Origin of the sequence: Mesorhizobium opportunistum WSM2075, from assembly GCF_000176035.2 — a bacterium.
GTDB lineage: Bacteria > Pseudomonadota > Alphaproteobacteria > Rhizobiales > Rhizobiaceae > Mesorhizobium > Mesorhizobium opportunistum.
This window is the reverse complement of the sequence record NC_015675.1, coordinates 452927-466128: the sequence shown is the minus strand read 5'-3', so window position 1 is coordinate 466128 and position 13202 is coordinate 452927. Positions and strand designations below refer to the sequence as shown.

16 protein-coding genes are annotated in these 13202 nt (G+C 63.2%); 7 read left to right on the top strand and 9 right to left on the bottom strand.

Going from position 1 to position 13202, the window contains the following annotated elements; all coding sequences use genetic code 11:
• Positions 1–72 precede the first annotated feature (72 nt).
• From rplT to infC, 4 genes are all read right to left on the bottom strand, one after another.
• Positions 73–474: a 50S ribosomal protein L20 gene (rplT, locus tag MESOP_RS02105; RefSeq protein WP_006201247.1), complete on the bottom strand. Its 402-nt coding sequence runs from the start codon at positions 472–474 to the stop codon at positions 73–75.
• 92 nt (positions 475–566) lie between these two features.
• Positions 567–770 carry a 50S ribosomal protein L35 gene (gene rpmI / locus MESOP_RS02100; RefSeq protein ID WP_006201248.1) on the bottom strand — a complete coding sequence of 68 codons (204 nt, stop codon included), beginning with the start codon at positions 768–770 and terminating at the stop codon, positions 567–569.
• A 182-nt stretch (positions 771–952) separates the two neighbouring features.
• Positions 953–1579, bottom strand: a complete 627-nt coding sequence (locus tag MESOP_RS02095; RefSeq protein ID WP_013891665.1) for a methyltransferase family protein — start codon at positions 1577–1579, stop codon at positions 953–955.
• Positions 1580–1736: 157 nt separating this feature from the next.
• Positions 1737–2273 carry a translation initiation factor IF-3 gene (gene infC, locus MESOP_RS02090; RefSeq protein ID WP_010912915.1) on the bottom strand — a complete coding sequence of 179 codons (537 nt, stop codon included), beginning with the start codon at positions 2271–2273 and terminating at the stop codon, positions 1737–1739.
• 219 nt (positions 2274–2492) lie between these two features.
• Here infC and MESOP_RS02085 point away from each other — a divergent pair, with 219 nt between their 5' ends.
• The 4 genes from MESOP_RS02085 to MESOP_RS02070 all read left to right on the top strand — a co-directional run bounded on the left by MESOP_RS02085 (position 2493) and on the right by MESOP_RS02070 (position 5866).
• Entirely contained in the window at positions 2493–3260 is a 768-nt protein-coding gene (locus MESOP_RS02085) for an alpha/beta hydrolase (protein WP_013891664.1), read from the top strand.
• Positions 3261–3265: 5 nt separating this feature from the next.
• The gene (locus tag MESOP_RS02080; RefSeq protein ID WP_023765625.1) at positions 3266–4408 is read left to right on the top strand and encodes a benzoate/H(+) symporter BenE family transporter; all 1143 of its coding nucleotides are present in this window, start codon (positions 3266–3268) and stop codon (positions 4406–4408) included.
• 117 nt (positions 4409–4525) lie between these two features.
• Complete coding sequence (locus MESOP_RS02075; RefSeq protein ID WP_013891662.1) at positions 4526–5008, top strand: DUF2852 domain-containing protein; 483 nt, start codon at positions 4526–4528, stop codon at positions 5006–5008.
• Between the two features lie 99 nt (positions 5009–5107).
• On the top strand, positions 5108–5866 hold the full coding sequence (locus MESOP_RS02070) for a M48 family metallopeptidase (protein WP_013891661.1): 759 nt from the start codon (positions 5108–5110) through the stop codon (positions 5864–5866).
• A gap of 27 nt (positions 5867–5893) precedes the next feature.
• Here the strand turns inward: MESOP_RS02070 and MESOP_RS02065 are convergent, their stop codons facing one another.
• The 5 genes from MESOP_RS02065 to MESOP_RS02045 all read right to left on the bottom strand — a co-directional run bounded on the left by MESOP_RS02065 (position 5894) and on the right by MESOP_RS02045 (position 10290).
• A complete protein-coding gene (locus MESOP_RS02065) occupies positions 5894–7231 on the bottom strand; it encodes an LLM class flavin-dependent oxidoreductase (RefSeq protein ID WP_013891660.1) in 1338 nt (445 codons plus the stop codon).
• A gap of 11 nt (positions 7232–7242) precedes the next feature.
• Entirely contained in the window at positions 7243–7971 is a 729-nt protein-coding gene (locus tag MESOP_RS02060) for an ABC transporter ATP-binding protein (RefSeq protein ID WP_013891659.1), read from the bottom strand.
• Complete coding sequence (locus tag MESOP_RS02055) at positions 7968–8654, bottom strand: ABC transporter permease (protein ID WP_083833196.1); 687 nt, start codon at positions 8652–8654, stop codon at positions 7968–7970. Before MESOP_RS02055 ends, MESOP_RS02060 begins: the two co-directional genes overlap by 4 nt.
• Before the next feature lie 206 nt (positions 8655–8860).
• Complete coding sequence (locus tag MESOP_RS02050) at positions 8861–9844, bottom strand: ABC transporter substrate-binding protein (protein ID WP_013891657.1); 984 nt, start codon at positions 9842–9844, stop codon at positions 8861–8863.
• A 227-nt stretch (positions 9845–10071) separates the two neighbouring features.
• Complete coding sequence (locus MESOP_RS02045; RefSeq protein ID WP_013891656.1) at positions 10072–10290, bottom strand: hypothetical protein; 219 nt, start codon at positions 10288–10290, stop codon at positions 10072–10074.
• Positions 10291–10402: 112 nt separating this feature from the next.
• Between MESOP_RS02045 and MESOP_RS02040 the strand changes: the two genes are divergently transcribed.
• The 3 genes from MESOP_RS02040 to trpA are packed head-to-tail and all read left to right on the top strand — an operon-like array spanning position 10403 to position 13183.
• Complete coding sequence (locus MESOP_RS02040; protein ID WP_013891655.1) at positions 10403–11062, top strand: phosphoribosylanthranilate isomerase; 660 nt, start codon at positions 10403–10405, stop codon at positions 11060–11062.
• Positions 11063–11090: 28 nt separating this feature from the next.
• Positions 11091–12341 carry a tryptophan synthase subunit beta gene (trpB, locus tag MESOP_RS02035; RefSeq protein ID WP_013891654.1) on the top strand — a complete coding sequence of 417 codons (1251 nt, stop codon included), beginning with the start codon at positions 11091–11093 and terminating at the stop codon, positions 12339–12341.
• 2 nt (positions 12342–12343) lie between these two features.
• The gene (gene trpA, locus MESOP_RS02030) at positions 12344–13183 is read left to right on the top strand and encodes a tryptophan synthase subunit alpha (protein ID WP_013891653.1); all 840 of its coding nucleotides are present in this window, start codon (positions 12344–12346) and stop codon (positions 13181–13183) included.
• Positions 13184–13202 lie beyond the last annotated feature (19 nt).

Below are 13202 nucleotides of genomic sequence, written 5' to 3'. Positions count from 1 at the left end.
AAAGAACCCGCGCCAGCCGAGCCAGCGCGGGTTCCCCAAATCAGAATTGCGAATGCTTGGGAAGCGCTGGTCTTAGGCGACAGCGCTTTCAAAAGCGTTCGGCGTGGTGTTCTTCAGATATTCGAGCGCGACCTTGGCCTTGGCGACCAGCGCGGCGAAAGCCTGCGGCTCGTGGATGGCCATGTCGGACAGGATCTTGCGATCGATCTCGATGCCGGCCTTGTTGAGACCGTCGATGAAGCGGCCATAGGTCAGGCCGTGCTCGTGGGTCGCGGCGTTGATGCGCTGGATCCACAGCGCGCGGAACGAGCGCTTGCGGTTCTTGCGGTCGCGGTAAGCGTACTGCAGCGACTTTTCCACCGCCTGCTTGGCGATGCGGATGGTGTTCTTGCGGCGGCCGTAGAAGCCTTTGGCGGCTTTCAGGACCTTCTTGTGCTTGGCGTGCGAGGTGACGCCTCTCTTTACGCGTGCCATGTCATGATCTCCTTAAAAGCAATTCCAGGAAAAGTGTGTTGCGGTTTTCCGTTCGGAATTGCGTAAAACAAACGCTGTCCAGACCGAATGCCTCAGAGGCCGTTCGGCAGAAAATTCTTGATGACCTTCTTGCCATCCGGTTCAGCCAGAACCATCGTGCCGCGGGCATTTCGAATGAACTTGTTGGAACGCTTGATCATGCCGTGACGCTTGCCGGCCGCAGCCGACAGGACTTTACCCGTACCTGTGATCTTGAACCGCTTCTTGGCGGCCGACTTGGTCTTCATCTTGGGCATTTTGCTACTCCGTCTCGTTGGCGCACTATCGCGCTTCTTGTTCGCTTCGGGCCGACCAAAGCCCGAAAAGCAAATGAAACCGCCACGGCATGCCCTGCCGGGCGGTTTTCTTGAACGGCGGTCCTATACGTCAAAGCGGGCCTGTGTGCAACACCCACCGCGCTGCGCCTTTGCGGTCTCGGTCAGGGCAGCGTGAACCACACCGGCAGCATGCCCGACTGCTGGGCGCCGTCGATCAGTTCGAAGGCCGGCAGTGCAACGAGGAACACCAGGCCGTCGAGCAGCGTGGTCAACAGCAGACGCGGCTTGAAGCTTCCGGTATCGCCTTCCTGGTAGAGGGAAAGGTTCGGGAAGAAGCGCGGCACCCGCGCCAGATAGGCGGCATAGGGTGCGCCGAGCGCTTCCTTGAGGAATTTCTCCTCGCGCAGGATAACGATATGGAAGGCACCCGCGCACAGCAGCGCGAACAGGATGATGCCGGAGAACGAGCCGATCTGCGCGCCGACGCCGGCCGCGGCCAGTGTCGAGAACACATAGAGCGGGTTGCGGGTGATCGAATAGGGTCCGCCCGTCACTACTTCGGACGATTTGCGCCCGCCTATATAGAGCGTCGCCCAGAGGCGGCCGACGATGCCGAGGAAGATCAGCAGCACGCCGAACATCTCGATCGTCTCATGCACCGGCGTGTCGGGTGGGAAGGTCGACTGACCAAACAGCAGTGCCAGAAACAGCACCACCACGAGCACGGCAAGCACGAGCCGGCGCATCTGCTGGTAATTGCCCAGCCCGTATTTGAGTTCGTTGTCCAAGGGATGTCCGATCGTCGAGGAGCTTAGCCGGCGATCGCGGCTTTAGCCGAGAAACAGGCGTCCCGCCGATCGCCGGGACGCTCTGCAAGACAATTCAGGCGGATTTGAAGCGCTGGCCACGCCTGACTTTATCGTGATCTCAGATGTTCAGCACACCTTAGCGCGGCGCCAGCACCATCATCATCTGGCGGCCTTCGAGCTTCGGCTCGGCCTCGACCTTGGCGATGGTAGCCACTTCTTCGCGCACCTTGTTCAGAAGCTGCATGCCGAGCTCCATATGCGCCATCTCGCGGCCACGGAAGCGCAGCGTCAGCTTGACCTTGTCGCCTTCCTCGAAAAAGCGGCGAACCGCCTTCATCTTGGTCTCGTAGTCGTGGCTGTCGATGTTCGGGCGCATCTTGATCTCCTTGATCTCGATGACCTTCTGATTCTTGCGCGCCTCGGCCGCCTTCTTCTGGTTGGCGTATTTCAACTTGCCGAGATCGAGGATTTTTACGACGGGAGGAACCGCGTTGGGCGATATTTCGACGAGATCGAGCCCAGCCTCTTCGGCGAGCAGCAATGCGTCGTTGATGGAAACATCACCGCGGTTCTGGCCTTCTGCGTCGATAAGCTGGACCCGGGGAACCCGGATATCACGGTTGGAGCGCGGCCCATCCTTGGTCGGCGCCGCTGCTTTGAAAGGTCTGCGAATGGTCGTGGTCTCCTTGGCCGTTTCGTTCCGGGTTTTGTCGGTCTGATGTGTGGACGCGTCAATGTGGTGAGCGCGCGGGCGGAGTCAATAGCACAGCATTGACAGAAAATCACCCTGATCGCGGGCCTGCACCAAACAAAGAGCATCGTGAGCACTTTTCGCCACGCCTGTGGCTGTGTCACAAGAACCCCGCGCCGAAAAAGGGCCCGAGGAAAAGCCATGACCGCCACGCCGCCAATCTTCCTGGATGTTGATGGATCGCGCATCGCGGTGCGCCATTCGACGGGTTCCACGCCGGGTATTGTCTGGCTCGGCGGCTACAAGTCGGACATGCTGGGCACGAAGGCTGAGACGCTGTCGGACTGGGCCGCGAGCGAAAGCCGGGCTTTCCTGCGCCATGACTATTCGGGCCATGGCGAATCCGGCGGCGCCTTTGCCGACGGCACGATTTCGACATGGCTGTCGCAGAGCCTTGCCGTGTTCCGCCATTTCACAAGGGGCAATCAGATCCTGGTCGGCTCCTCGATGGGCGCCTGGATCGCGCTGCGCATGGTGCAGGAATTGCGCAAGGCGGGCGACGCAAGCGTCGTCGGCCTGGTGCTGCTGGCGCCGGCGCCGGATTTTACCGCCGAACTGGTCGAACCGGTGCTGACCAAGGCGCAGAAACGCGACCTCGCAAAAAAGGGGTTCTTCGCCAAGCCGTCGGATTATTCCCAGGAACCCTACATCTACACGCGCGCCTTGATCGAGGACGGGCGCGACAACCGGGTGATGACGGGCCCGATCGACACCCATTGCCCGGTTCACATCCTGCAGGGCCTGGCCGATGCGGATGTGCCGTCGAGCCACGCGCTGAAGCTGGTCAGCCTGCTGCCGGCCGACGATGTCACATTGTCGCTCATTCCTGACGGCGACCACCGCCTGTCGCGGCCGCAGGATCTCGACATGCTGGTGCGGTCGGTCGGTGACATGGCCAAGCGGGGCTGATGAGCATGCGCCTTTCCATCCCGATCTCAGCCTTTGTCGCGGCCATTGTCGGCTTTGGCGGCACACTGGCCATCGTCATTGCCGCCGCCCATGCGGTCGGCGCGACGCAAATCCAGACGGCGAGCTGGGTGACGACCATTTGCCTTGCCATGGCCATCGAGAGCCTGTGGCTGTCTTGGCGCACGAAAATGCCCGTCATCACCGCCTGGTCGACGCCGGGCCTGGCGCTGATGGCGGCGTCGAGCGGTTTTTCGATCGGCGAGGCCGTCGCCGCCTTCATCGTCACTGCCATCCTGTTGATCGCCACCGGCCTGTTCAAGCCGTTGACGCAGCTGATCTCCAGGATACCGCCCTCGGTCGCCTCCGGCATGCTGGCCGGCATCGTCGTCACCTTCGCGCTCAACGCGGTCAAGACCGTTCCCGTCGACCCCTGGCTGATCCTGCCGTTGATCGCGGCCTTCTTCATCATCCGCCTGTTCAACCCGGCGCTGTCGGTGCTGGCGGTGCTGATCGGTGGCGGTCTGGCCGCCTTCTTGACCGGCCGTGTCGGCGGCCTGCCGACACCGGAACTGTCGACGCTGACGCTGATCGCGCCCGATTTCACCGCCAAGGCGATGATCGGCCTGGCGCTGCCGCTCTATCTCGTCACCATGGCCTCGCAGAACCTGTCGGGCCTCGCCGTGCTGCGCGCCGCCGGCTACCACCCGGAGCCCGGCCCGCTGATTGGCGTCACCGGTCTCTTCTCGCTGCTGTCGGCGCCGTTTGGCGGCTCGACCACCAATCTGGCGGCGATCTCGGCGGCGATCTGCACCGGGCCGGACGTCCATCCTGATCCGGCCGAGCGCTGGAAGACCGGGCCGTTCTATGCGCTCGCCTATCTCATCTTCGCGATTTTCGGCGCCTCGCTGGTGGCGATCTTCGCCGTCCTGCCGCAGAGCCTGATCGTGCTGGTGGCAGGGCTCGCCCTGATGGCATCGCTCGCCAACGCGCTGGCCATCGCGCTCAAGGACGAGGGACAGCGCATGGCCGCCACGGTCACTTTTGTCGTCACCGCCTCGGGGCTTACGCTGTTCGGCGTCGGCGCCGCATTCTGGGGGCTGATTGCCGGCCTGGTCGTGCTTTTCCTCGATACGCTCAAAAAGCGATAATCATTTCAGACCTTTGTCCGGTTTTGGCGGACATTGTCTTGAATCGCCGTTTTTGCCTTCCCATTTCGATTCCACACAGCCGGTCCTGGCTGTCTCCAACCGAAGGAATGGGAGAAAATGAACACATCTGCATTGATCCGCCCGGCCTGGACGCCGGCAACCATCGCGTTGATGGTGATCGGCTTCATGGTGTTCTGGCCGCTCGGCTTCGCCATGCTCGCCTACATCATCTGGGGCGACCGGCTCGACGGCTTCAAGCGTGACGTCAACCGCGCGACCGACGGCATCTTCGCCGGCTGCCGCCGTGGTTCCGACAAGGCCGCGCGCTGGGGTCACGGCTCCGCCCGCACCGGCAACGTCGCTTTCGACGACTGGCGCGAAAAGGAACTTGAGCGCTTGAACGAAGAGCGTCGCAAGCTCGACGAGATGCTGACGCAGTTCGACGAGTATGCCCGCGAATTGCGCCGCGCCAAGGATCAGGACGAGTTCGATCGCTTCATGGCGAACCGCAACAAGTCGACTGCCCCGACGAAGACCGATCCGAGCACCGGAACGACCACCACCAAGCGTGGCAAAGGTTCGAACCTGCTTGACGACTGAGGCCTAGCGACAGGGCCAAGGTATGATGACGGCGTCGCGTGAGCGGCGCCGTTTCTTTTTTGTTCTATTCGTTTTTCTCGAATCGCGTATCGTCCCGCCATGACCATCGGATTCTTTCGCAATCTGACGAAGCCCAAGCCCACGCCCGCCGTCGAGCGGGAATATTGTGTCGCCGGCCGCACGCTGCCGCTCAAGATCGTCGAGAGCGCCAGGGCGCGGCGCCTGACGCTGCGCATCGATTCCGGCGGCCAGGGCCTGCGCATCACCGTTCCGCCGGGCCTGCGCCGCGGCGAGGTGGACCGGTTCCTCGAGCGCCATCAGGACTGGCTGGAGCAGCGGCTGGCCAAGGTGCCGACCCGGCCCCAGGTGCGGCCCGGCATCAGGATCCCGATACGCGGCGTGCCGCACCGCATCGTCCATGAGCCGTCGAAGCGCGGCACCGTCACGGTGTCGCGCGACGAGCGTGGCCCGCTGCTGATCGTGCATGGCGACCGGATCCACCTGCCGCGCCGCATCGCCGATTTCTTGAAGCGCGAGGCCAAGAAGGAGATCGAGAAGCTGGTGGTCAAGCACACCGGGGCGCTCGGCAAGCGCGCTAAGGCGATCCGCTACAAGGACACCTCCAGCCGCTGGGGTTCATGCACCTCGGAGGGCAACCTGTCCTTCTCGTGGCGCATCATGATGGCCCCGCAGCCCGTCATAAACTATCTCGTCGCGCACGAGGTGGCGCATCTCAAGGAGATGAACCACGGTCCGAAATTCTGGAAATTATGCGAGAAACTCTGCCCCGACACCGACCGTTGCAAGGATTGGCTGAAGCGCAATGGCGGGGCCCTGCAGGCGATCATGTTCGAGTAGGCTGCTCGGCTACGCGGACCTCGCCAATCACGCCGAATGCGCGAGCGGTATGTCCTGCCGGATAGGGTCCAGGCCGAAATGTGAGCGAAGGGTCGTTCCTTCGTAATCCTCGCGGAACAGTCCACGTTTGCGCAGGATCGGCACCACCTCCGTCGCGAACAGCTCGAATTGCTTATGCACGATCGGCGGCATGACGTTGAAGCCGTCGGCCGCGCCGGAGTGGAACCAGTCCGCAACGATGTCGGCGACTTGCTCGGGCGTTCCCGTCGCCGTGAAATGTCCACGCGCCCCAGCCAGCTTCTGCAGCAATTGGCGGAGGGTCAGCCCCTCCTTGAGCGCGACGTCGATGTACCCGGTCGCCCGGCTTCTGGACGCCTCCACCTGGGAAGGGTCGGGAAAATCCCCGCGGGTCAGCGGCCGGTCAAGCGGAATACCGGAGAAATCATGGCCGCCGAACCGCGCCGAAAGGCGGACCAGCCCGATTTGCGGGCTTGTCAGCGCGTCGAGTTCTTCCCAGACCTGTTTCGCCTCGTGGGTCGTCGATCCGATTGCAGCGCTTATGCCGGGCAGAACCACGATATCCTGCGGGCGACGGCCGAAAGCGGCGGCTCGACCCTTCACGTCCGCGTAGAACGATTGCGCGGTTTCCTTGGCAAGGTGCGCCGTGAAAATGGCCTCCGCCCATCGCGCCGCAAAGGCCCGCCCGGTTTCCGATTGTCCCGCCTGCACATATACCGGTCGCCCTTGCGGGCTGCTTGGCACGTTGAGCGGTCCGTGCGTGCGGAAATGGCTGCCCCGATAGTTTGCCGGCTGTATCAGCCTGGGATCGAGATACTGCCCGGCGTCCCGGTCATCCACGATGGCCTCTGCGGGAAAGCTACGCCACAGGGCATCGACCGCCTCCACGAATTCGTCCGCAAGCGCGTAGCGGTCGCCATGGGCGACATCCTGCTCCAGGCCGTAGTTGGCGCCCGCCTGGGGCGCCCAGGAGGTGACGATGTTCCAGCCTGCGCGTCCCCCGGACAGATGGTCGAGGGAAGCGAACTGGCGCGCATGCGTGAAAGGCAGGCTGTAGGTGGTGGATGCCGTGCCGATGAGGCCGATCTGGCTGGTGCGGGCCGCGAGGGCTGAAAGCAGCGTGATCGGCTCGAGAGCGCCCGTCGCCACCAGGCCACCATTGTTGGGCGCGACCAGAACGTCCGCGAGGAATACGGCGTCGAATTTCGCCGCTTCTGCGATCCGGGCGGCCTCGACATAGAGCTCCAGGTCGGTAAGGGCGCGTCGCGTTGAATCCGGATGACGCCAGGCGCCCTCATGGTGTCCGCGCGGCATGAGGAAGAGGTTGAAATGCATTTTACGCGCCATGGAGCTTTCCCTCACATTAGATTGGTTTCAACGCCGAGACTGCGCAGCAGGGTCTGCCGAAGTTCGACAAACGTCTGGTCGCCTGGGCTTCGCGGGTGCGGCAGGGCGACTTGATGGTCTTCGGCGATCCGGCCGTCTTTCAGAACAAGGATCCGATCGGACAGGAGCAGGGCTTCGTCGACGTCATGCGTAACGAGGACGACCGTCGGCTTGTGTTGTTCGACCAGACGGAACAACAGGCCATGCATGCGCATGCGGGTCAGGGCATCGAGCGCGCCGAACGGCTCGTCGGCGAGCAGCAGTTCCGGCTGGCGAAGCAGGGAACGGGCCAGCGCCGCCCGCTGCTTCTGGCCGCCGGACAGCGTGGCCGGCCAGACATCCGCCTTGTCGGCGAGCCCCACGGAATCCAGCATGGCGGATGCCGCGGCCCTTGCATCGGATCTTCTCAGGCCGAGCGTCAGGTTGTCGATGACGCTCATCCAGGGCAGAAGCCTTGCATCCTGAAACAGAACGGAAGTGTTTCGGGGCGTGCGGAAGTCGCCTTGCGTCACGGCATCGTCGTCGAGACCGGCAAGCGCACGCAAAAGGGTCGTTTTTCCGGAGCCGGATTCGCCGAGTAGCGCAACGAACTGGCCCCTTGGTATTTCGAGCGTTATGTCGTTCAGGATCGTCTTTTGTCCGAAACCTCTGGACAAGTTGCGCAACAACACCGGCCCGAACGAGGCAGTGTGAACGTTCATGTTCCCAGAGCCCTCCGGTAGGCGAGCGTCCGCGCTTCGATCAGCCGAACCAGGGCGTCGGAGACGAGGCCAAGAATTGCGTAGATGAATATCCCGACCACGATCACGTCGGTCTGGCCCCAGTCGCGGGCGCGGTTCATCAGGTAACCGATGCCGGTCTGGGTGTTGATCAGCTCAAGAACGACCAGCGTCGTCCAGCAGATCGTGACGGCAAGACGCAACGACACGAATAGGCCGGGCAGAGCGCCGGGAAGTGCGACCTTGCGTATGAATTCGGAGCGCGTCAGGCCAAGGGTTCGCGCCAGTTCGACATGGCCGATGTCGATGCCTTTGATGGCCGCATGGGTGTTGATGTAGACAGGCACGAGAACGGCCGTGAAGATCAGGAATATCTTCATGGCCTCGCCGATCCCCAGCCAGATGATGACGAGAGGGATCAGTGCCAGTGTCGGGACGGCGCGTTTTATCTGCACAACCCCGTCGATAAGCGCCTCGCCGCTCCGGGTCAGGCCGGAAAGAAGCGCCAGGATGACGCCGACCGTGACGCCGAGGAAAAGCCCTGCATAGGCACGACCGGCCGAGGCCAGCAGATGCGGCAGCAAGCTGCCGTCCGCCAACAGTTCGTAACCCGTCACGACGGCCGTGGACGGTGCTGTCAGCGTATAGGGGGAAAGAATGCCCATGCGGGACGCGGCCTCCCAAACCAGGACCACGAGAGCGGGACCAAGCAATCTCGCACCCGGAGGAAGCCGAGACGGCGCGAGGCGTATGCTTCCCGAGGTTCTGGCTTCGCGGCCGCCGCCTGCCGACGCCTTGCGAACATGTGTTGGAAAGGGACGGTCCGAAATGAACTCTGTCACGGTTCCTCCTGTCTATCTTCCGATGCGTCTCAGCGTTCGGCCGACACGATCGAATCGTAGGTGTCGACAAAAAAGCTCTTCGCGTCGAAGCGCTCCTTGAGCAATCCGGCCTGGTAGAGGATGTCGATCAGCTTCTGATGATGGGGAATTGCCTCTGCAGCGGTCTGCAGCACGAGCGGAGATTCGCCCGCAACGACAGCGGCGGTGTCGTCCGGGGTGAGCCGCTGGAAGTCGGTATAATAATGTTTCGCCCAAGCTTGCTTGTTCGCATTGGCCCATTTGGCCGCGCGTGCGAAGGCGCCAAGGAAGCTCCCGATGGCCGCCGCCTTCTGGGGATCGGTCAGAACTTCGGGCCGGGCATAGAAATAGCTGGTGCTGGGCAGGATCTGACGTTCCAGAGGGTCGAGGACTGGGGAGGCCCCGACCTGTTTGACAAGACGCGTCACATGGGGCTCCGTAAGCACGGCGACATCAACCGCCCCGGATCGAACAGCATCCGGCAGATCCGCAACGCGAAGGTTTACGAGCTCGACATCCTTCAGCGAGACGCCCGCGCGGTTCAGCGCCTCGATCAGGAAGACCTGGCGTCCGGAGCCTTCGACATAGCTCAGCTTCTTGCCCTTCAGCTCCGCCAACTTGTGGATGACCAGTCCCGGACGGCTGATGAGGTGGTATTGCGCGACCTGACGCGTAAACGTGCCGACGATGGGCAGCAGCGTACCGGCCGCTCGCGCCTGGATCGGCGGCGTATCGCCGACATAGGCGATGTCCAGAGCACCCGCGCGGATCGCTTCGAGAATGGCCGGCCCGCCTGCAAAGTTTGGAAAACTTCCCTTGAAGCCGAGCTTCGGCGCCTCGCCGCTGGCCTCGAGGAGGTTCCGCACGAATTCGCTCTGGTCAGCGACGGCAAGCGTTGTGTCCGGATCGACTGTCAACGCGGCCCTTGCCGGGGGCCCAAAGGCGAGCCCGAGCGAGAATGTGGAGGCAAAGGAGAGAAACCTGCGTCTGTCCATGATGATGCGATCCCGGCTTGCGTCATGCGGCGCTTGAACGCCCGCCGGGTTAAAGTGCATAAAAAATATAGATTTAATAAGGAATCAGATTTTGTGTATTCGGCGAAAGTGAGATTTCTGTTCCGGCGAGAACGGTTCCGAGCAGGATCGGACTACCTTTCGCAACGATCGGAGCTATCCGGCGTCAAGGTCCTGCACTGTCGGATGTCACGGCATTCGCCTGCCATTCAATCGTCGTTCGCCGCATTGAGCTCATCCGGCCGCAGCCCCTCGTCGGCATGATGCGGCCAGGGCAGGAAATTGCGGTCGAAGGCGTCGCTGCCGAAATAATCCAGCACCCGGTGCGCCTCGGCGCCGTTGAAGGCGGCCTTGTCCATCAGGTGGGCGATGACCTCGCGCGCCTGCACGATCTTCTGCCTCAATTCGGCAACGGTTCTGTCGGCCATGATTGTGCTCCCGCCTGGCATTCACTCCACCCATAGGTAGCGCCTTTGGCGTTGCCGGCAAACAGCATGCTTTTTCTCGACTCTTGGCGCGTTTCATGCCAATTCCCGCGTCATGGCGCTCGACATCAAGATCTGCGGCTTGAAGACCGACCAGGCAATGGCTGCGGCCCTTGCCGGCGGCGCCAGCCATGTCGGCTTCATTTTCTTTACCAAGAGCCCGCGCTATCTCGAACCGGCCGAGGCCGGGCGTCTGCGCGAAGTTGCGCGCGGCAAGGCCTTGGCCGTCGCGGTGACGGTTGACGCCGGCGACGCCTTCCTGGACGAGATCGTCGCCAAAATGCAGCCCGACATGCTGCAGCTGCACGGTTCGGAAACGCCCGAGAGGGTGGCCGAGGTCAAGGCCCGCCATAGCCTGCCGGTGATGAAGGCGCTGCCGCTCAGCGAGGCCGCCGATCTCGACCGGATAAGGCCGTTCATCGGCGTCGCCGACCGGTTCCTGTTCGACGCCAAGCGGCCAAAGGGTTCCGAGCTGCCGGGCGGCAACGGCGTCACCTTCGACTGGCGCATTCTCGCCGGCCTTGACGCCGGCGTCGATTACATGCTTTCCGGTGGGCTCAACGCCGCCAACATCGGCGATGCCATTCGCCTTGCCAATCCGCCCGCAATAGACATTTCCTCGGGCGTGGAAAGCGCGCCGGGCGTCAAGGATCCGGCGCTGATCGAGCAGTTTTTCCGGGCCGTCAGGGCAGCACGCGACGATCGCGCCGCCTGAACAACTCTTTCAAACCAGGAGATCGGCGATGAACAAGCCGGCGACACCCAATTCCTTCCGCACCGGACCCGACGAGCAGGGCATGTTCGGCATTTTCGGCGGTCGTTTCGTCGCCGAAACGTTGATGCCGCTGATCCTCGACCTCGAACGGCACTGGAACGAGGTCAAGGACGATCCGGAGTTCAGGGCTGAACTGACGGATCTTTCGACCCACTATGCCGGCCGGCCCTCGAAACTCTATTTCGCCGAAGGCCTGACCAGGCATCTTCGCGAGGTTTCCGCGGCGAAGGGCCTGGGGGGCGGCGCAAAGGTCTATTTCAAGCGCGAGGACCTGAACCACACCGGTTCGCACAAGATCAACAACTGCCTCGGCCAGATCCTGCTCGCCAAGCGCATGGGCAAGAAGCGCATCATCGCCGAGACCGGCGCCGGCCAGCACGGCGTGGCGTCCGCCACCGTCGCCGCCCGCTTCGGCTTTCCCTGCGTCGTCTATATGGGCGCCACCGACGTCGCCCGCCAAAGCCCCAACGTCTTTCGCATGAAGCTGCTCGGGGCCGAAGTGCGGCCGGTGACAGCCGGCCACGGCACCTTGAAGGACGCCATGAACGAGGCCCTTCGCGATTGGGTGACCAATGTCGAGGATACCTACTACCTGATCGGTACCGCCGCCGGCCCGCATCCCTATCCGGAACTGGTGCGCGACTTCCAGTCGGTCATCGGCACGGAGGCGCGCGCGCAGATCCTCGAGCAGGAAGGCCGGTTGCCGGATACCATCATCGCGGCTGTCGGCGGCGGCTCCAATGCCATCGGCCTGTTCCATCCCTTCCTTGACGACAAGGAGGTCCGCATCATCGGCATAGAAGCCGGCGGGCGCGGCCTCGACGGCATCGAGCATTGCGCCTCGATGAACGCAGGCGCGCCGGGCGTGCTGCACGGCAACCGCACCTACCTCCTGCAGAATGCCGACGGCCAGATCATGGACGGCCATTCGATCTCGGCCGGTCTCGACTATCCCGGCGTCGGCCCCGAGCACTCCTGGCTGCGCGACTCCGGCCGCGTCGACTATGTGCCGATCCTCGACGACGAGGCGCTGGAGGCCTTCAAGCTGACGACCCGCGTCGAAGGCATTATCCCAGCGCTGGAATCCGCCCACGCCATTGCCCACGCGGTGAAGATCGTGCCCGCCATGGACAAGGACCAGATCGTCATCGTCAACCTGTCCGGCCGAGGCGACAAGGACGTGCATACGGTTGCCTCGATGCTGGGCATGGAGATCTGATCATGGTGACCCGCATCGACCGCCGCATGGCAAAACTGAAAGCCGAAGGCCGCCCGGCGCTCGTCACCTATTTCATGGGCGGCGATCCCGACTACGACACCTCCTTGTCGATCATGAAGGCGCTGCCCAAGGCCGGCGCCGACGTCATCGAGCTCGGCATGCCGTTTTCCGATCCGATGGCCGACGGCCCGGCGATCCAGGCGGCAGGCCTGCGCGCGCTGAAAGGCGGCCAGACGCTGGTCAAGACGCTGAAGATGGCGTCGGACTTCCGCTCCGGTGACAATGAAACGCCGATCGTGCTGATGGGCTATTACAACCCGATCTACATCTACGGCGTCGACCGGTTCCTCAAGGACGCCATCGCCAGCGGCATCGATGGGCTGATCGTCGTCGACCTGCCGCCGGAAATGGACGAGGAACTCTGCATTCCGGCGCTGAAAGCCGGCATCAACTTCATCCGCCTGGCGACGCCGACCACCGACGACAAGCGCCTGCCCAAGGTGCTGCAGAACACGTCGGGTTTCGTCTACTACGTGTCGATGACCGGCATCACCGGCTCGGCGCTCGCCGACACCGGCAAGGTGGCGGCGGCGGTCCAGCGCATCAAGGGCCACACCGACCTGCCGGTCTGTGTCGGCTTCGGCGTCAAGACCGCCGAGCAGGCGCGCGTGATCGGTGCCAACGCCGATGGCGTCGTCGTCGGCACGGCGATCGTCAATGCGGTCGCCAATGTGCTGGGGCCGAAGGGCGAGAAGACCGCCGACCCGGCCGAGGCTGTCGCCACGCTGGTCAGCGGGCTGGCGCAAGGCGTGCGCTCGGCTCGCCTTGCTGCTGCCGAATAGTTTCCCTACCTCTGGTCTT